The following is an 18,129-nucleotide window of genomic DNA, read 5'->3' on the forward strand; positions in this document are numbered from 1 at the left end:
GGCCCCCAGGCCTCAGGCTTGCGCAGCCCGTCAGGGCTGGGACGGCCAGTGCGCAGGCGAAGCCTGAAAGGCTGCGCAGCGCGTGTCGGCGCGGCGACGAGAACGGGATGAAAGCAAAGCGGCTGCGATGCATGCGGGGCGGGCGGACAGGGCCGCCTTGGCTGTAGGCAAGCCCCGCAGGCTACCGGCGGATGCACGGGGTGCCCGCTACCGAATGCAAGTGTTGCGGCGATGTTCTTTCACGGCCCGCCTCGATCCGCAGCCGCCCCTTCCACCACCATCTGCACGCGCTGTGCGCCGTTGAACTCGTCGAGCGACAGGCGGTAGGCCAGCACCGTGCGCGCCGGCAGCGGCTCGCTGCGACCGAACCAGATCGCTTCGCGCAGGGTGCCGGAGTGGCGTACCGTGAGTTTCAGGTGCCGCTCGCCGACGATACGTTGCGAGACGATTTCGACCTCGTCGCTGAACACCGGCGCCTCGAAGGACTGGCCCCAGACTTCGCGCTCGATCACCTGCACCACCTCGGGCGCGAACCACTGCGGGTCGAGCGGGCCGTCGGTGGCCAGCGTGCGCGCGAGCAACTCGGGCCCGAGCCATTCGCTCGCCACCTGCTGGAAGCCGCGCTCGAAGGTCTGCAAGTGCTCGTGGGCCAGCGTGCAGCCGGCCGCCATGGCATGGCCGCCGAACTTTTTCAGCACGCCGGGGTGGCGCTTGCTGACCAGGTCGAGCGCGTCGCGCAAGTGAAAGCCGGGGATGGAGCGGCCCGAGCCCTTCAGCAGCCCGTCCTGGCCCCGCGCGAAGACGAACGTCGGCCGGTGCAGCTTGTCCTTCAGGCGCGACGCGACGATGCCGACCACCCCCTCGTGGAACTCGGGGTCGAAGATTGCCAGGGCTGACGGCGCGTCGCCCGCGGGTATCAGCATCTCGAGCATTGCTTCGGCCTGTTCGCGCATGCCGGCCTCGACATCACGCCGCTCGCGATTGATGGTGTCCAGCGTCTGCGCGAGCTCGGCGGCACGTTTCGGGTCGTCGGTGAGCAGGCATTCGATGCCGAGCGTCATGTCGGCCAGGCGGCCGGCGGCGTTGATGCGCGGCCCCAGTGCGAAGCCGAAGTCGAACGCGCTGGCGCGCGACGGCTCGCGGCGTGCGGCGGCGAACAGCGCGGCGACACCCGCGTGCATCTTGCCGCTGCGGATGCGCTTCAGGCCCTGGGCGACCAGGCGGCGGTTGTTCGCGTCGAGCTTGACCACGTCGGCCACGGTGCCGAGCGCGACCAGGTCGAGCAGCGTGTCGAGCCGCGGCTGCTGCAGCGGCGTGAAGACGCCGCGCGCGCGCAGCTCGGCGCGTACCGCCAGCAACACGTAGAACATCACGCCGACGCCCGCCAGGCACTTGCTGCCGAAGCCGCAGCCCGGCTGGCTCGGGTTGACGATCACCGTGGCGTCGGGGAGCACGACACGCTCGTTCACCATGGCGGGCAGGTGGTGGTCGGTGATCACGACGTCGAGGCCGTGGGCGCGTGCTGCGGCCACGCCGTCGAGGCTGGCGATGCCGTTGTCAACGGTCACCAGCACGTCGGGCCGCTGCTGCATCGCCAGCTCGACGACGGCCGGCGACAGGCCGTAACCGTGTACCGCGCGGTCGGGCACCACGTAGTTCAGCGTGCCGGGGCGTGCGCCGAGCAGCGCCAGCCCGCGCAGCGCCACCGCGCAGGCGGTGGCACCGTCGCAGTCGTAGTCGGCGACGATGCACAGCCGCCGGCCTTGCTGGATCGCGTCGGCGAGAAAGCGGGCCGCCTGGTCGGCGCCGAGCAGCTGCTCTGGCGGCAGCAGGCGGGCCAGCGAGTCGTCGAGCTCGTCGGTGCTCGCGATGCCGCGGGCTGCGTACAGGCGCGCCAGCAGCGGGTGAACGCCGGCCTGTTCCAGCGTCCAGGCGGCGCGTGGCGGGCAGTCGCGCAAGACGATCTTCATCGGAGGGGTCCGTTCAAAGGGCCAGCAGCCAACCGGCCGTATCCGCCGGCTGGAAGCGCTGCCTGAAGCGCTGCAGCCAGCCCTGCGGCACCGGCTCGAAACGCTGTGCACTGCGCTCGCCGCACAGGGTCAGCCGCGCCGGTTCGCCGCGTCGGTGCGCTGCGAGCAGCTCGCGCAAGGGGCCGGCATCGAGCGCCTGCCAGGCGTCGGCCCAGGCCGCCCAGTCTTCGCCGAGCAGCGGGGTGCGCAGTCGTTCGTCGACGATCAGGTCGGGCGGCACCGTGGCGGGCTGGCGCGGCCCGCAGCCGCTGAGCCAGAAGGTATTGACCGGCAGCAGGCCCTGCTCGACGCGGCGATCGGTGCTGGGGTGGGTGTACAGCAGCATCTGCACCTCGTTCTGCAGCCGACGCACCATACGTGCCTGGGTGTGGTCTGGCATCCACAGGTCGACGTTGCGGCCGATGACGCGGTCGGGCGATGCGGTCGGCAACCCGGCGAGGCTCTCGTGCGCACCGTACCAGCGGGTCGGCGCACCGTACGCCAGCGTCCAGCCCTCGGATTCGAACAGCGGACGCACGGCTTCGAGCAGTTCGCGCGACTCGTCCTCGGTCAGCTGCAGGGCCCCCGGGTCGAGCATCGAGACATGGTCGGCGCCGACGTGCCAGTGCATCGGCGTCAGCATCCCCCAGCAGAGGTCGCCGGTGTCGATGCCGTCCTGCGCGGCGTCGTGCGCAGCCCACGGCAGCGCGCCGTCGAGCCCGGCAAAGCCGATCGCCCGCGCCAGCGCCCGCTCATGCGGCGGCGACAGGCTGTATTCGTCGGCTTCATCGCGGTGGATGGGGCTCAGGCGGGTCAGCAACTGCGTCAGGTGGGGCAGCTGCAGGTCCTGCAGCGTGTGGGAGCAGGCTTCGGACAGCGCCGAGGCATGAGGGATCAGCAGGTGCATGGCCCGCCATTATCGGCGGGCGGCGCTTGCGGCTCGGGTAGCATCGAACGCTTTGCTGCTGCGGTGCTCCAACGATCCATGAACTGGCCCTACGAATTGCAGATCGGCTGGCGCTATACGCGCGCCGGCCGCGCCACGCGGCGCAACGGTTTCATCTCCTTCATCTCGGGCGTGTCGATGCTCGGCATCGCGCTCGGCGTCGCGGCGTTGATCATCGTGTTGTCGGTGATGAACGGCTTCCAGAAGGAAGTGCGGGACCGCATGCTGTCGGTGATCTCGCATGTGGACGTGTTCGCACCCGGAGGGCAGGCGGTCGACGACTGGCAGCGCATCGCCCGAGACGCGTCGCAGCACCCGCAGGTGGTCGGCGCTGCGCCGTATGTCGCAGCGCAGGCGCTGATCGCGCGCGGCGACGAGATGAAGGGGGCGATGATCCGCGGCATCTCGCCGGCCGAAGAGCCCAAGGTCACGCCGCTTGCTGCGGCGCTGAAGGACGGGCCGCTGGCGCGGCTGGTGCCCGGTGAATGGGGCATCGTGCTGGGCGGAGAACTCGCCCGTATGCTCGGTGTGCACGAAGGCGACAAGGTCACGGTGGTGTCGCCGAGCGGCCAGATGACACCGGCCGGCATCGTGCCGCGGCTGAAGCAGATGACGGTGGTGGGCGTGTTCAATGCGGGTCACTACGAGTACGACAGCGCCTTGGCGCTGATGCACATCGACGACGCAGCCAAGCTGTTCCGCGTCACAGGGCCCACCGGCGTGCAGCTGCGCCTGCAGGACGTCCACCAGGCGCGGCAGGTGGCCTCCGAGTTGAGCCGCAGCCTGACCGGCGAGCTCTACATCAGCGACTGGACCCATACCAACGCGAACTGGTATGCGGCCGTGCAGCTCGAAAAACGCATGATGTTCATCATCCTCACGCTGATCGTCGCCGTCGCCGCGTTCAACCTCGTGTCGATGCTGGTGATGACGGTGACCGACAAGCATGCCGACATCGCGATCCTGCGCACACTCGGCGCCAGCCCCGGCTCGATCATGGGGGTCTTCATGGTGCAAGGCGCACTGGCCGGGCTGATCGGCACACTCAGCGGGCTGGCGCTCGGGCTGCTCGTCGCCCTCAACATCGACGTGATCGTGCCGGCGCTCGAGCAGCTGTTCAACACCAGCTTCCTGCCCGGCAGCATCTATGTGATCAGCCGCATGCCGAGCGACCCGCAGGCGGCCGACATCGTGCCGATCGCCGTGATCTCGCTGGTGCTCGCATTTCTCGCGACCCTGTATCCGAGCTGGCGTGCCAGCCGTGTCAAGCCTGCGGAGGCGCTGCGCTATGAGTGAAGCTGTATTGCAGGCAACCGGGCTGCACAAGCGGTTCCACGAGGGGCCGCTGGACGTACACGTGCTGCGCGGCGTCGATATCTCCGTGCATGCTGGCGAGACGCTGGCCATCGTCGGCGCGTCGGGCTCTGGCAAGAGTACCTTGCTGCACTTGCTCGGTGGTCTCGATGCGCCGACATCGGGCCGTGTCCTGCTGCGAGATCGCAGCTTCACCGAAATGAGTGCGGCGCAGCAGGGCGGTTGGCGCAACGCCCATCTGGGTTTCGTGTACCAGTTCCATCACCTGCTGCCCGAGTTCACGGCACAGGACAATGTGGCCATGCCACTGCGCATCCGGCGCGTGGCAGAGGGCGACGCACGTGACCAGGCATTGGCGATGCTGAAGCAGGTCGGACTGGGAGAGCGGGCACTGCACCGACCGGCTGAACTCTCCGGTGGGGAGCGACAGCGTGTTGCGATCGCACGGGCTTTGGTCGCCCATCCGGCGTGCGTGCTGGCCGACGAGCCGACGGGCAATCTCGATCGCGCCACGGCCGACGGCGTGTTTCGCCTGATGCTGTCGCTTGCTCGCGAGCGGAGTACGGCGTTCGTCGTCGTCACGCACGACGAAGCCATTGCGCAACGCTGCGACCGGGTGCTGCACCTGGTGTCGGGCATGCTCGCCTGAATCGCTGGGGATCGCCCCGTGGCGCTTCCGGTGCCGACAGCCCCAGGGAGCGCCCAGGGGCGGGGCCTGCTCAGCCGCTTTGTACGCTGATCTTTTCCGTCGTTGCCGATTCAGCCATTCGGTTGAGCACCACGGCCAGATCCTCATCGTCGTCGGCGTAACGCTCCGCGATGGCGCGGAAGTCGTCCTCCTGCCGCGTGAAAGCGGCGACGACGTCCGGATCGAAGTGACTTCCGCTGCTCGCCAGAATGAGTGCGACCGCTTCGTCGTGTGACATCGGCGGTTTATAGACACGACGGCTGATCAGTGCGTCATAGACGTCTGCGAGCGCCATCAGCCGCGCCGACAGGGGGATCTCGTCGCCCTTGAGGCCTTGCGGGTAACCCGAACCGTCCCACTTCTCGTGGTGGCCGTAGGCGATCTCCTTGGCGAAATGCAGGAATTCCACCTCGACGCCGAGTTGCTCCTCGGCGCGTTGCAGCGCGTCCCGCCCGATCACGGGATGACGCTTCATGATGTCGAACTCTTCGGCCGTCAGCTTGCCTGGCTTGAGCAGAATGTGGTCGGGCACGCCGACCTTCCCGATGTCGTGCAACGGCGCGGACTTGAACAGCGCCTCGATGGTCTTGTCCGTCAGCGCGCGCTCGAACTTGGCGTGTGTGCGCAGCGCCTGGCAGAGCGAGCGCACGTAGAACTGGGTGCGGCGGACGTGGTTGCCGGTCTCGTTGTCGCGGGTTTCGGCCAGCGACGCGAGCGCCACCACGGTGACGTCCTGGATCGCTTGCAGTTCCCTGGTACGGCGGCCCACCTCGGCTTCGAGGAAGGCGTTCTTGTCGCGCAGGAAGTCAGCGACCGTCTTGAGATGAAGGTGCGTCGCGACGCGAGCCAGCACCAGCGGCGGGCTGATCGGCTTGGTGATGTAGTCCACCGCGCCCAGGTTCAATCCTTTCTCTTCATCCTCTTCCTGCGACATGGCGGTGAGGAAGATCACCGGTATCGTTTGTGTGCGAGGGTCGCCCTTGAGGTGTGATAGCACCTCATAGCCGTCCATTCCCGGCATCATGATGTCCAGCAGGATGAGATCCGGCGGCGTTTCGCCGAGCGCGATGCGCAGGCCGCGCTCGCCGCTGTTGGCAACCAGCACACGGTAGCTCTCCTTGAGCAACCTGCTCATGAGGGACAGATTTTCCGGCGTATCGTCGACCACGAGCACGGTCGGCTTGGTGATCGTCAATTGATCGGCTTGCGCGGCCATCGCACGTCCTTTTTCTCCGCCTGGGATGCGGATCACCGCGGCATTGCAGCGCTTTCACGAGCGGCATGCAATATGGTCAAGGCTTGATCGAAGTCAAAATCCCGGACGGCCTGCTCGATTCGTGAGAAATGTCCGGGCATCGCGGCGCGCAGCAGAGGAGCCTCGCCTTCGAGCAAGTCCGCTGCATCGGCGTCCGATGCGCTCAGAAGCTTCTCGAGCCGGGCGCACACAAGCTGCAGGCGGTCCGGATCCACCGCCGCGGCCACCTCCGACGAGGCATGTTCAGGCGGCAGCGCGCGTTGCAGCGCCGACACCAGCGCGGACAGTTGCGGCTCCAGCGCCGCGAGCGCGGAATCGACGGCCGCCGCGTCGCCTTGCGCATGCAGGGCTGCCTCGAGGGTTTGCGCGCGTTGCTGCAGCCCGGTGGCGCCGACGTTGCCGGCAAGCCCCTTGAGCGTGTGCGCGGCACGTTGGGCGGCATCGAGGTCGCCTGCGGCCCACAGGCGGCGTATCTGCTGCGGCAGGTCTGCCTGGCCGGCGGCAAAGCGGCGCAGCATCTGCAGGTAGAGCGGTACGCGACCCATCACGCGGCGCAGGCCGACCATTGCGTCCAATCCGTCGATGTGCCGGAGGTCCGCCGGCAACGAGGGTGCCGGCGCTGCATCGCTCGCTTCGTGCCTGGCTTCGGCCCCCCCGTTTCCCAGGCGCGGCGGCACCCAGCGCTCGAGTACGCGCCACAGTTCGTCGGGCTCGATCGGCTTGGCGACATGGTCGTCCATTCCTGACTCCAGGCAGCGGTCGCGGTCGCTCGACATCGCATTGGCCGTCATGGCAATGACGGGCAGCGGCTGCCCGGTAGCGCTTTGCACGCCGATGCGGCGGATCTCGCGCGTTGCGCGCAGTCCGTCCATCACCGGCATCTGCATGTCCATCAACACCGCGTCGTAGGCGCGGTGCTTCAGCTTCTCCAGAGCCTGGACACCGTTGTCCGCGATGTCCACCTCGAACCCTGCGTCGCCAAGCAGTTCCTGCGCGACCTCCTGGTTGAGGTCGTTGTCCTCCACGAGCAGCAAATGGGCTCCACGAAGGCCCGCGACGGAGTCGGGGATGGCACTGGCCCGCGTCTCGGGCGCTCGCCGCATATGCTCGCCCTCGGCCCCCGGTTCCCTTGCAAGCACTCGAATGATTTCGTCAAACAGCACGGAGGCGTTCACCGGCTTGATCAGGATGCCCTGAAGCCCCATCTGCCCGGCTCCGTGCAACACCTCCTCGCGTCCGTGCGCGGTCACCATCACCAGCGCTGGGTGATGTGCCAACACTGCGGCCCGAAGTCGTCGGGCTGTCTCAAGACCGTCGATTCCCGGCATCTGCCAATCGAGAAGCACGATGTCGTAGGGGGCGCCTGCGTCGGCGGCCGCCACCTTGCGCAGTGCCGCGTGTCCCGATTCGGCCTCATCCACCTGCAGCCCCATCGCTTCGAGCAGGCCTCGCAGGACGTGTCGTGCACTCGCGTTGTCGTCCACCACCAGCGTCCGCCGGCACTGCATGTCGTGTCCCAGTACCGGTCTGCGTTGCGGGCCGGCGGTCTTGCCGCAGCGGGCAGTGAACCAGAAGGTCGAACCCTGGTGGGGCTGGCTTTGCACGCCGACCTCTCCGCCCATCAACTCGGCCAGGCTTTTCGAGATTGCCAGGCCGAGGCCGGTGCCGCCGTACTGCCGGGTGGTGGAACTGTCCGCCTGCTCGAAACTGCGGAACAGCCGCTCCTGCTGTTCTTCGCTCAGTCCGATGCCGGTATCGCGGACTTCGAAGCGCAGCAGCACGTCGGTCGCGCTCTCGTCGAGCTTGCGCACCACGATATCGATCTCGCCCTGCTCCGTGAACTTGACGGCGTTGTTCGCATAGTTGATCAGCACCTGGCCGAGGCGCAGCGGGTCGCCCAGAAGGCCCCGCGGTACATCGACGTCGATGTCGAACACCAGTTCAAGACCCTTGGCCGCGGCCTTTTCGCCGATGAGATCGGCCAGCGTCTCGAGCACCTTCTCGAGCTCGAATTCGACATGCTCGATGGCGAGCTTGCCGGCCTCGATCTTGGAGAAATCGAGGATGTCGTTGATGACGCCGAGAAGGTGCTGGCCCGAGCGCTGGATCTTCAGAAGATAGTCCTGCTGGCGCGGCGTGAGCTCGGTCTTCAAGGCCAGATGGGACATGCCGATGATGGCATTCATCGGGGTGCGGATCTCGTGGCTCATGTTGGCGAGGAAGTCCGACTTGCTGCGCGTGGCGTCCTCTGCCAACTCCTTGGCCTGACGCAATTGTTCTTCTGCCGCATGGCGCTCGGAGATGTCGTGCACCCAGGCGCAGTAGCGCGGACGGCCGGTCGCCTCCAGCGGCAGCACGGACAGCAATACCCATCGCTCGTCGCCCGAAGGCATCAGCAGGCGCAGCTCCCGGTCCACCACCGTCCGTCCCGCTCGCAATTCGGCCGCCACCTGCCGTGCTTCTTCCCGGTTCGCGTGCAACGTTTCGAGCCGGACGCCTTCGATGGTGTCTTCGGTCAGTCCGAACAATGCGCGAAAGCGCGGGTTGGCGAACCTCACCGTGCCGGACTCGTCGGCAATGAAAACCGCGATCGGGCTGGAGGCAAGCAGCGAACGCAACTCGTGCTCGCGCTCTGCGATCTCTCGCGTCCGCAGTGCCACCTTGTCCTCGAGGTTGCGCGTGGCAGACAGCAGCATGGCCCGCATGTGCTCCTGCGCGTTCACTAACTGCGCCAATTCGCGCGCCGGTGCCTGCGCGCTGACGGGGCGATCGAGTTCGAGGCGCGCGATGCGGTTGCTTTCGTCCACCAGTCGAGCGAGGCTGCCGCTGATGCTGCCGGCGACCACCCTTCCGACGAGCGCGCCGATGCCGAGTACTGTCAACAACACCAGAGCCGCGGCCACGACGATGGGAGGGTGCACGAGTGCGAACTCTTCCAGCGGCGCCGCGGCCACCACGAGCAGGTCCTGTGCTCCCAGGCCCAACGGCAGCACAGTGCCCGTCCATTGCTGGCCGTACGCCTCGAAGCTGCCATGGACCGTCGCCCCGAGGCGCGGCGTTCGCGTCCATTCCTGGAATGCCGACGCCAGCGCTTGCATGCCCAGCTCCTGCGGTGGCTTCAGCATCAGGCTGTCGACGTCGGTGCCGGCGGTCTGCGCAATCGGGTGCTGAGCCGGGAGATAGGGGGCGCTGACGAGCCGCCCCTGTGTATCCACGATGCCGACGCGACCGGAGTCCCGGATCCGGATGCCCTGCGTGATCTCCGACAGGTCCGCCAACGCAATATCGAAGGCCAGGACATAGCGGGGTCCGCCTCCCTCGCGGGTCCACCGCGTGGCGGCCGTGATCCCGACCTTGCGGGTGGTGAAGAAGACGTATGGCTGTGTCCAGAAGACGCCGAGCTCGCCCGGCATGGCCAGTGCACCCCTGTGCCACGGCCGCGTGCGCGGGTCGTAGTCGCTGGGCCGGAACTCTTGGCCGAGCAGCTCGCCGGCGGGGCTCCACCTGGACCATTGATGCCGCTGACGGCCTGCCTCCACGCTGGTCACGCGGGTATGCCACAGCCCGTCGGGCAAGGGCAACAGCATGATCTCGCGTCCCGTGTCGTCCGCGAAGATGACGCCCGCCACCTGCTTTCTGGCCTTCAGAAGGGGCATGAACACCCGGGTGAAGCGACGCACGTCATCCAGGTCGTAGAGTCCACCGCGACCCCACTCGGCGCCTGTCAGCAGTTGCTGCTCGGTCACCGAGACGATGTCCGACAAGGAGTTGCCCGCTTCTTGGGCCTTGAGTGCGACCTCGGCCCTGGCAAGATCCTGCCGCAGAGGTTGCAGGACGCTCCAATAGCACAGCAGGCCGAAGACCAGAAAGCACAGCACGACGATGGCCACGATGCGCGTGACGAGCATGCGGTCGAGCCCCGGACGAACACACGCGGCCTCGGTCATGGCAGATTCCGGAAGGTGGGAGAGAACCCCTTGCGGTCCTCGCGTGCGAAGCGGGCGCCGGAGGGGACAGGGCGGTTGCGGCACTCGCGATGTCCGCGCAGAGCGTCAGCCCGGCCGGGCTGGATGCCGCAAGGGGGAAGCGAGTCGAGGGCGGTGCCCGGGCAAGTGAAGAGACGCACAGTTGCAGCAGGACTCGTCGACGAATTCAAGAACCCTCCGGTGGCAAGGCGCGTCGGTATCCTAGTCGAGCTGCCCGACACCAGGACCGGCCGTGCGCGCTGCTCGCACGGCGTCCGGTACATTGCCACTGAGTGCCCGACAATCTCCGCTGGACAGCATGCGCGGTTGCGCGTTCGATACTGGCGAAAGACCCGCAACTGCGTGCCGGCCATACTGTGACGAGCGATATGTGGATCGACACCCATGCCCACCTCGATGCGGGCGAGTTTTCAGCAGACCTTGACGATGTGGTGCTCCGTTCGCGCGCAGCGGGCGTCGAGCACGTTGTCGTGCCCGCCGTCGGCGTCGAAAACCTCGAAAGGGTACGTGCCCTGGCTCACGCCCACGAGCTGGCCTATTCGCTGGGGGTGCATCCGCTGTTTGCAGGTACGCAACCGGTCGACGCCGTCGACAGATTGCAGCAGTCCATCGAACGCAATCTGGAGGACTGCCGGCTGGTCGCCCTCGGCGAAATCGGCCTCGACCTGTTCACGCCCGATCTTGATCGCCAACGCCAGGAGTACCTCTATGCAGAACAACTCAAGCTGGCTCGTCGCTATGCGTTGCCGGTTCTCCTGCACAGCCGCCGCGCGGTCGATGCCGTGCTGAAGCAACTGCGCCGCATCGAGGTTCCCGGTGGCATCGCTCACGCCTTCAACGGCAGCGAGCAACAAGCGCGATTTTTCATCGAGCGCGGCTTCAAGCTCGGCTTCGGCGGCGCTCTGACCTTCGAGCGTGCACTGCATATCCGACGGCTCGCGCAGCGCCTGCCGCTCGACAGCCTCGTGATGGAAACCGACGCGCCCGACATTCCCCCGCACTGGCTCTACAAGACCGCCGAGCAGCGGGCGGCCGGGGAGACCCGTCGCAATGAGCCGGCTGAGCTGCCGCGCATCGCACAGGAACTTGCCACGCTGCGCGGCATGCCGCTGGAGGAACTGGCACGACACACGAGCGAGAACGCGCGCGCTGTATTGCCGCGATTGCGCGCCCTGCACTGAACTGCATGAGCCGACCGAACGACCGACTCCTGGGCCTCGCACCGGTGATCGCCCCGAACACCCGGCTGATGGTGCTCGGCAGCTTTCCGGGCGTGGCGTCGCTGCAGGCGCAGCAGTACTACGCGCACCCGCGCAACCACTTCTGGCCGATCCTTTCTGCGATCTGGGACATCGACCTGCGTCCGCTGCCCTACGAGCAGCGCCTGGACGTCGTGAGGAAGCGCGGCCTCGGCATCTGGGACGTGTACGGCGGCTGCCGGCGTGAAGGCAGCCTGGACAGCGCGATCGAGGACGCCGAACCCAACGACCTTGCCGGATTGAAGGCGTCGCTGCCGCAACTGCAAGCCTTCGCGCACAACGGCGGCGAGTCTGCGCGATCGATGCGCATCACCCGGGCGTTGGGGCTGGCGGTCTACCGGCTGCCGTCGACCAGCCCTGCCAATGCCTCGTGGAGCTTCGAACGCAAGCTCGCCGCGTGGCGCGAGGTGTTCGAAAGGCACGGCCTCGCATGAGCCGGCGCAGCATGCCCGAAATGGCGCCGGTGACGGTCTCCGAGGCCGATGGCGTGCGTTACCTGCACCTGGGCACGCCCTGGGTGCAGGGCGCGATGCGCATCCGCAAGCCGTACGAGATCGAACTCGAATACGTGCAGCGCATGATGGCCTGGATGCTGCTGCGGCCCGACGACGAAGTGGCAGAAGGACATGCCGTACAGCTGGGGCTCGGCGCCGCTGCGATCACCAAGTTCTGCCACAGGAAGCTGAAGATGCGCACGACCGCGGTGGAGCTGAACCCGGAAGTCATTGCGGTGTGCCGCGGCTGGTTCCGCCTGCCGGAGGACGACGAGCGGCTCGCCGTGGTGCGCCAGGATGCGGCGCTCTACGCTGCCGACCCCGCGCATGAAGGCAGCGCCGACGCACTGTGCGTGGACCTGTACGACCACGATGCCGCGAGCCCGGTGCTCGACGACGCCAATTTCTACGCCGCCTGTCACCGGATGCTGGCGCCGGGCGGCGTGATGAGCGTCAACCTGTTCGGGCGCGATGCCAGCTTCGAGCGCAGCGTCAAGCGCATCGCCCGATCCTTCGGGGCCGATGCACTGTGGGCGCTGAAGCCCACCAAGGAGGGCAATACCGTGGTGCTTGGCACGAAAGGCGTCGCACCGGTCGTCCGGGCGGCCCTTGCCGCCCGTGCCGAAAACATCGAAACTCGCTTCGGCCTGCCCGCCCGCAAATGGCTGCGCATGATCAAGCGCCTGGCGGATTGAAACGAAAGCACACACCCACTACGCGACCCGCCGATGAACGCCAAGACGGCCACTGCGCACGCCAAGCCCGCGCCCAACGCCCCCTTCAAAGGCCGCCTGGAATGGCGTGCGCTGGTGGACTGGCTGCGCGAAGACGGTGTCATGACGCCCGGCGATGCACAGCGCACCAGCCAGCGGCTGGCGGCAGGCGACAGCGCGCAGCACCCGCTGGTGCGGCTGGCCAACGTCGGCATCCATCACGCGGCGACCGGCAAGCCGCTCGACGTCGAGGCCCTGACGGAGTGGCTGGCGCGCCGCGCCGGCAAGGAATACCTGCGCATCGACCCGTTGAAGGTCAACGTCGGCCGGGTGGCCGACATCATGTCGATCAGCTATGCCGAGCGCCGGCGCGCGCTGCCAGTGCAGATCGGCACCCATGAAGTGACGGTGGCGACGTGCGAGCCCTTCGATACCGACTGGGTGGCCGAGATCGAAAGCCACACCCGCAAGACGCTGAAGATCGTCGTCGTCAGTCCGAACGAGTTGCAGCGCTACACGACCGAGTTCTACACGCTGGCGAAGTCGGTGCGCGCAGCGCAGAAGAGCGGCGAGATGGCCGGGCCGGCCAACTTCGAGCAACTTGTGGAGCTGGGCAAGAGCAAGCAGCTCGACGCCAACGATGCGGGCGTCGTGCAGGTGGTCGACTGGCTGTGGCAGTACGCGTTCGACCAGCGGGCCTCGGACATCCACCTCGAGCCGCGTCGCGAGATGGGCGCGATCCGCTTCCGCATCGACGGCGTCATGCATACCGTCTACCAGCTGCCGTTGTCGGTGATGGCCGCGATGGTCAGCCGCGTCAAGCTGCTCGGCCGCATGGACGTGGTCGAGAAGCGTCGCCCGCTCGACGGCCGCATCAAGACGCGCAACCCGACCGGCGAGGAGGTCGAGATGCGCCTGTCGACGCTGCCGACCGCTTTCGGCGAGAAGCTGGTGATGCGCATCTTCGACCCCGAGTCGACCGTCAAGTCGCTCGACGCGCTCGGCTTCGGTGCACATGACGCGCAACGCTGGGAGCAACTGGTGACGCAGCCGCACGGCGTGATCCTCGTCACCGGCCCCACCGGCTCGGGCAAGACGACCACGCTGTACTCGACGCTGAAGCGCCTGGCCACTGACGAGGTCAACGTCTGCACCATCGAAGACCCGATCGAGATGATCGAGCCGGCCTTCAACCAGACGCAGGTGCAGCCGCAGCTCGAGCTCGGCTTCGCCAACGGCCTGCGCGCGCTGATGCGGCAGGACCCGGACATCATCATGGTCGGGGAGGTGCGCGACCTTGAAACCGCCGAAATGGCCATCCAGGCCGCGCTGACCGGCCACCTCGTGTTCACGACGCTGCACACCAACGACGCCACGTCGGCGATCACGCGGCTGCAGGACCTGGGGGTGCCGTCCTACCTGATCAACGCCACCGTGCTGGGGGTGCTGGCGCAACGGTTGGTGCGCACGCTGTGCCCGCACTGCAAGCAACCCGACGAGCACTTCCCCCGCGAGACGGTGGCCGAGGCCATCCGGCCCTGGCGCATGACCGGTGGCTTCCGGCCCTATCGGCCGGTCGGCTGCATCGAATGCCGCATGACGGGCTTCCGCGGGCGCGCCGGCCTGTACGAACTGCTGACCGTCACCGAGGCGCAAAAGGCGCTGATCACGCAGGCGCCCAACCTGTCGCAGATGCGACACCAGGCCACGCAGGACGGCATGCGACCCTTGCGCCTGGCCGGCGCGATGAAGGTGGCCGAAGGGCTGACGACGCTGGACGAAATACTGCGCGCGACGCCCGCCTGGGAGGCGTGAGCGGGCGAGAACGACCCGCCTGGCGGGACGCCGGGCCGCCGCTACGTGAAATCCACAGCCGGCGGCATCGGGTCTCGTCCCTAGAATCCCCCGGGAACCTGAGGAGACTCTCATGAAGATCAAAAGTCAACGCGACTTCGTCGCCGGACTGGCGTTTGTCGTCGTCGGGCTTGCCTTCGCGTGGGGCGCGACCAGCTACACCTTCGGCTCGTCGGCCCGCCCCGGTCCGGGCTACTTCCCGTTCGGCCTGGGCATCATCCTGGCGATACTCGGCGCGATCATCCTGTTCGAAGCGCTCACCATCGAGACCGAAGACGGCGAGCCGATCGGCAAGATCGCCTGGCGTCCGCTGCTGGTGATCCTGGGCGCAGTGGGCGTGTACGGTTTTGCGCTGCCCCGCCTGGGCATCGTGCTCACCATCCCTGTGCTCATCGGGATCTCGAACTTCGCGGCCGGCAAGTTCCATGCGCTGGAGGTCGCCATTCTGAGCGTCGTGCTGGCGCTCGGCTCCTACCTGGTGTTCATCACCGGCCTGGGCCTCGTGATCCCCGTGTGGCCCAGCTTCGTCGGCTGAAGCTCCGTCAAGAACCAACATATCGAGCAGTCAGATGGAACTCCTGCAGAACCTCGCGCTGGGCTTCGACACCACGCTCACGCTTTCCAACCTTGCGTACGCCTTCTTCGGCTGTGTGCTCGGCACCTTGATCGGCGTGCTGCCCGGCCTGGGCCCGACGGCGACGATCGCAATGCTGCTGCCGTCGATCTACGCGCTGGACGCGACGCCGGCGCTGATCATGCTGGCCGGCATCTACTACGGCTCGCAATACGGCGGCTCCACCACGGCGATCCTGATCAACGTGCCTGGCGAGGCCGCGTCGGTCGTCACGGCGCTCGACGGCTACCAGATGGCGCGCCAGGGTCGCGCGGGCCCGGCGCTCGCGGTAGCCGGCCTCGGTTCCTTCTTCGCCGGCTCGGTCGCCACGCTGGTGCTGGCCGCCTTCGCGCCGCCGCTGACCGAAATGGCCTTCCTGTTCGGCCCGGCTGAATATTTCTCGCTGATGGTGCTGGGCCTGATCGGTGCCGTGGTGTTGGCCTCCGGTTCGCTGCTGAAGGCCGTGGCGATGATCATCCTGGGCCTGCTGCTCGGGCAGATCAATACCGACGTCATCTCCGGCGTGCCGCGTTTCTCCTTCGACATCCCCGAGCTGAGCGATGGCATCAACTTCGTCGTGCTGGCGATGGGCCTGTTCGGCTTCGGCGAGATCATCGCCAACCTGGGCCAGCCCGCCGAGCACCGCGAGGTCTTCACCAAGGACGTGAAGGGCCTGTGGCCGACCAAGGACGACTTCCGCCAGGCCGCTCCCGCGGTGCTGCGCGGCACGCTGCTCGGCTCCGTGCTGGGCGTGCTGCCCGGCGGCGGCTCGCTGCTGTCGTCCTTCGCCGCCTACACGCTGGAGAAGAAGCTGTCCGACACGCCCGAGAAGTTCGGCAAGGGGGCCATCCAGGGCGTCGCAGGCCCCGAATCGGCCAACAACGCCGGTGCCCAGACGTCGTTCATCCCGATGCTGACGCTGGGCATTCCGCCCAATTCGGTGATGGCGCTGATGGTCGGTGCGATGACGATCAAGGGCATCCAGCCCGGCCCGCAGGTGATGTCGAGCAACCCTGAGCTGTTCTGGGGCCTGATCACCTCGATGTGGATCGGCAACCTGATGCTGGTGATCCTGAACCTGCCGCTGATCGGCATCTGGATCCGCCTGCTGACCGTGCCCTACCGCTTCCTGTTCCCGGCCATCCTGACCTTCTGCTGCATTGGCCTGTACACGCTGAACAACAACAACTTCGACGTCTACATGTCGGTGCTGTTCGGCCTGCTCGGCTACGTGTTCTACAAGCTCAAGTGCGAACCGGCACCGCTGCTGCTGGGTTTCATCCTGGGCCCGATGATGGAAGAGAACCTGCGCCGGGCGCTGCTGCTGTCGCGTGGCGAGTGGGGCGCTTTCGTGACCCGGCCGCTGTCGGCCGGTCTGCTGGCCGCCGCGGTGCTGCTGCTGTTGATCATGACCATGCCCAACCTGCGCCGCAAGCGTCAAGAGGCCTTCCAGGAAGGCGACTGAGCGCCCCAGTCCCGCGCAGCGCGAAGGGCCGCCATGTGCGGCCCTTTTTCATGTTGTGAACTGGCGCGCGCGGCACGTGCCGCGCGCGAGCCGTCCGATCGCCTGCGCGCCCTGGCGTGGCGCGGAATCTGCGTGTGCGATCTGCAGCCCATAATCGCCGCCAGGAGGAAACCCATGTCGATGCTCAAACCGCATCCCCTGCGCGAATCGCTGCACAACGAAGTCCACGCACGGCCTTACGAACGCATGTCCGCCCCACTGGCGCTGTCGCATCTGGCGCTGCTGACCCCCCCGGGCGAGACCGCGAGCCGGGTGCACCTGCACGCGCTGCTGAAGTCGCGCCACCTGCCGCTGCCGTCGGAGGAGGCCGGCCACCTGAGCATCGACCTGGGCGGTGTGCGCCTGCGTTGGGAGCAACACACCGAATTCCAGACCTACACCTTCTGGCGCCAGCTTCCGGACAATCCCTCGTCGTTCGAGCCGACGGCCGTCGCGTCCGTCCCGCAGGACTGGCTGCGCGACGTGCCGGGGCAATGGCTGGTGGGCTTGCACGTGCTTGTCACGTCGACGCGCGAGGACGGCCACGACGCGCTGGTGCGCGGCTCGCTCGACGAGGAAAGCCTGATCGGCTCGACCGTGATGGACGGGCAGGCCGAGGTCTATACCGACTTCCGCTTGCACGGCGACGGCTTTGGCCGCGTCGTGCTGGTCGCGGCGAGCATGCACCCGCGGCGCTTGGGCCGCACGGTCCAACGGCTGCTCGAGGTCGAGACCTACCGCATGACGGCGTTGATGGGACTGCCGGCAGCACGCGAGGTGTCGGCGACGCTGGCCGACGCGGAACGCGACTTGGCGCAGATCGCCGGGCAGATCCGCAGTGCCGAGCAGGACCGCGAGCCCGAGCTGCTGCGTCAGCTGACGCAGCTGGCCGGGCGTGTCGAGAGCCTGTACGCGAGCACCCATGCGCGGTTTTCGGCCAGTGCCGCCTACTTCGAGCTGGTGCAGCGTCGCATCGATGAACTGCACGAGCACCGCCTGGCCGGTTTGCAGACCATCGGGGAATTCATGGACCGCCGGCTCGGCCCGGCGATGCAGACTTGTGCATGGGCCGCGCGGCGGCAGCAGCAGCTGTCCGAACGCATCTCGCGTACCAGCAATCTGTTGCGCACCCGTGTCGAGATCGAGCAGCAGCAAAGCAGCAAGGAGCTGCTCGACGCGATGAACAAGCGCCAGGAAGTGCAACTGCGTCTGCAGAGCGCCGTCGAAGGGCTGTCGGTGGCGGCCATCACCTACTACGGCGCCGGGCTGGTCGGCTATCTGGCCAAGGGCGGCAAGGAGGCGGGGCTGCTGCCGCTGTCGCCCGAGGTGCTGGTGGCCGGCTCGATTCCCCTCATCGCCCTCATGGTCTGGTCAGGATTGCGCAGACTGCACCAGATGGCGCACCGTGTCGCCGGGCGCGAAGTGCTGAATCCACACTGAACACCTGCACGCCCGCGGGCATGACCGGATAATCTTTCGCTCCTCCTACCCCGC

At 67.3% G+C, this 18,129-nt stretch carries 13 protein-coding genes; 9 read left to right on the plus strand and 4 right to left on the minus strand.

Annotated features, from left to right (window positions below; genetic code table 11):
- Positions 1-239: 239 nt before the first annotated feature.
- Both recJ and M8A51_RS00305 read right to left on the minus strand, forming a co-directional pair.
- Positions 240-1,970: a single-stranded-DNA-specific exonuclease RecJ gene (gene recJ, locus M8A51_RS00300; protein ID WP_251776095.1), complete on the minus strand. Its 1,731-nt coding sequence runs from the start codon at positions 1,968-1,970 to the stop codon at positions 240-242.
- A gap of 13 nt (positions 1,971-1,983) precedes the next feature.
- A complete protein-coding gene (locus M8A51_RS00305; RefSeq protein ID WP_251776096.1) occupies positions 1,984-2,916 on the minus strand; it encodes a hypothetical protein in 933 nt (310 codons plus the stop codon).
- A 78-nt stretch (positions 2,917-2,994) separates the two neighbouring features.
- Here M8A51_RS00305 and M8A51_RS00310 point away from each other — a divergent pair, with 78 nt between their 5' ends.
- Both M8A51_RS00310 and M8A51_RS00315 read left to right on the plus strand, forming a co-directional pair.
- On the plus strand, positions 2,995-4,251 hold the full coding sequence (locus tag M8A51_RS00310) for a lipoprotein-releasing ABC transporter permease subunit (RefSeq protein WP_251776097.1): 1,257 nt from the start codon (positions 2,995-2,997) through the stop codon (positions 4,249-4,251).
- Positions 4,244-4,918, plus strand: coding sequence for an ABC transporter ATP-binding protein (locus tag M8A51_RS00315; protein WP_251776098.1), 675 nt, complete (start codon positions 4,244-4,246; stop codon positions 4,916-4,918). The genes M8A51_RS00310 and M8A51_RS00315 overlap by 8 nt, the downstream gene beginning before the upstream one ends.
- 70 nt (positions 4,919-4,988) lie before the next feature.
- On the opposite strand, the gene M8A51_RS00320 is transcribed toward M8A51_RS00315, so the two are convergent.
- Both M8A51_RS00320 and M8A51_RS00325 read right to left on the minus strand, forming a co-directional pair.
- Positions 4,989-6,173, minus strand: coding sequence for a response regulator (locus M8A51_RS00320; protein ID WP_251776099.1), 1,185 nt, complete (start codon positions 6,171-6,173; stop codon positions 4,989-4,991).
- Between the two features lie 32 nt (positions 6,174-6,205).
- Entirely contained in the window at positions 6,206-10,159 is a 3,954-nt protein-coding gene (locus tag M8A51_RS00325) for a response regulator (protein ID WP_251776100.1), read from the minus strand.
- Positions 10,160-10,566: 407 nt separating this feature from the next.
- Between M8A51_RS00325 and M8A51_RS00330 the strand changes: the two genes are divergently transcribed.
- From M8A51_RS00330 to M8A51_RS00360, 7 genes are all read left to right on the plus strand, one after another.
- Positions 10,567-11,379, plus strand: a complete 813-nt coding sequence (locus M8A51_RS00330) for a TatD family hydrolase (protein WP_251776101.1) — start codon at positions 10,567-10,569, stop codon at positions 11,377-11,379.
- 5 nt (positions 11,380-11,384) lie between these two features.
- A complete protein-coding gene (locus M8A51_RS00335) occupies positions 11,385-11,891 on the plus strand; it encodes a DNA-deoxyinosine glycosylase (protein WP_251776102.1) in 507 nt (168 codons plus the stop codon).
- Positions 11,888-12,646 (plus strand): methyltransferase domain-containing protein, encoded by a 759-nt coding sequence (locus tag M8A51_RS00340; RefSeq protein WP_251776103.1) that lies wholly within the window; start codon positions 11,888-11,890, stop codon positions 12,644-12,646. Before M8A51_RS00335 ends, M8A51_RS00340 begins: the two co-directional genes overlap by 4 nt.
- A 33-nt stretch (positions 12,647-12,679) precedes the next feature.
- Complete coding sequence (locus M8A51_RS00345; RefSeq protein WP_251776104.1) at positions 12,680-14,479, plus strand: GspE/PulE family protein; 1,800 nt, start codon at positions 12,680-12,682, stop codon at positions 14,477-14,479.
- Positions 14,480-14,591: 112 nt separating this feature from the next.
- Positions 14,592-15,053, plus strand: coding sequence for a tripartite tricarboxylate transporter TctB family protein (locus M8A51_RS00350; RefSeq protein WP_251776105.1), 462 nt, complete (start codon positions 14,592-14,594; stop codon positions 15,051-15,053).
- A gap of 34 nt (positions 15,054-15,087) precedes the next feature.
- Positions 15,088-16,596: a tripartite tricarboxylate transporter permease gene (locus M8A51_RS00355; protein ID WP_251776106.1), complete on the plus strand. Its 1,509-nt coding sequence runs from the start codon at positions 15,088-15,090 to the stop codon at positions 16,594-16,596.
- A 180-nt stretch (positions 16,597-16,776) separates the two neighbouring features.
- Complete coding sequence (locus M8A51_RS00360) at positions 16,777-18,075, plus strand: DUF3422 family protein (protein WP_251776544.1); 1,299 nt, start codon at positions 16,777-16,779, stop codon at positions 18,073-18,075.
- The last annotated feature ends 54 nt before the right edge of the window (positions 18,076-18,129 follow it).

The sequence above is a fragment of the Caldimonas mangrovi genome (genome assembly GCF_023721835.1).
Taxonomy (GTDB): Bacteria; Pseudomonadota; Gammaproteobacteria; order Burkholderiales; family Burkholderiaceae_C; genus Caldimonas; species Caldimonas mangrovi.